Below are 1,039 nucleotides of genomic sequence, written 5' to 3' on the forward strand. Positions count from 1 at the left end.
TGCCCGCCAGAAAACCTACTCCATCGGCTCTTACGGCAACGGCAAGGATGGCACGTTCTCGCTCGCCGACGCGCGGCGCGAGCGTGACAAGCCAAAGAACTACTCAAGGACGGCAAAGACCCGAGCACCGAAAAGCAGCTCGACAAGCACAGGCAGGCGGCCGCTCGGCCTTTCGAGCAATGGGCCGACGAGTGGGTCGAAGAAGAAGGTGGAGAAAGTCAACGCGGCAGGATCGTCGCGGTGCGCGACCCCAAGACAATCGAGGTGCTTGAGCTGCGCGTCGGCTACGTCAAGGATCGTTTCGGCAAGCTATGCAGCAGGACATCAAGCGTCCGGACGTGCCGCGTCCTACCGATCTTGGGGCTCTCACGATCCGTCCCGAGACGCTAGTGCGTTATACGCGTCCGACGAAGACCCCGGCCGTAGCGCTAACGGCGTGCCCGCGTTTAGGCTACTGCGCCAGTCTTGGATTGTTGAGCGGTTTTTCCAGGTCCAACGCCGCCCATGGCTTCCGGGACGCTGCCGCGACCACCCTAACCGATTCCGCCGATACAAGACAGAGCAAAGGTCTGGAAGCAGGACGTGCTATGGTCGGACGTCTTGGGAAATGACCATTGAATTCATCACCTATCTCGACGAGGTCGCCTACCGATAGGGATAACAATTCGTCGCTAGCACCACAGGCGATCACGTATCCTAGTCCCCCGCTAAAGCTTTTTTGAAGTGAGCTAATCTTTGCTAAATCATACCAATAACGCCAAAAATGCCGAGGTTGCGGTAAGCGAGGCGCAGCGCCTTGCCGTCGAACAGATCGACGCGCTGTTCGGATTTGTGACGCTCGGCGTTTGGGGCGCAGGACTAAGCGCGGCTTTTCTGACGTTGATTCTGTTCTATCTCGGATTTGTAGACGCCCGCACCGGGCTAGCCTGGACGTCCTATATTATTGTCAATCGGCGTTCAAATTTGACCCCGGATCGGCGTCCAATTTTGACCCCTTTGAGCGACGAGTCTTGACGGTAGCGCTCGCCTCGTCGGAGCT

Annotated in this window: 1 protein-coding gene; it reads left to right on the forward strand. The window is 58.0% G+C overall.

Going from position 1 to position 1,039, the window contains the following annotated elements:
• The first annotated feature begins 735 nt into the window (after positions 1-735).
• Positions 736-1,014 (forward strand): hypothetical protein, encoded by a 279-nt coding sequence (locus GSQ88_RS36240; RefSeq protein ID WP_174248162.1) that lies wholly within the window; start codon positions 736-738, stop codon positions 1,012-1,014.
• Positions 1,015-1,039: the final 25 nt, after the last annotated feature.

Source organism: Bradyrhizobium sp. S69 (genome assembly GCF_009766005.1).
GTDB lineage: Bacteria > Pseudomonadota > Alphaproteobacteria > Rhizobiales > Xanthobacteraceae > Bradyrhizobium.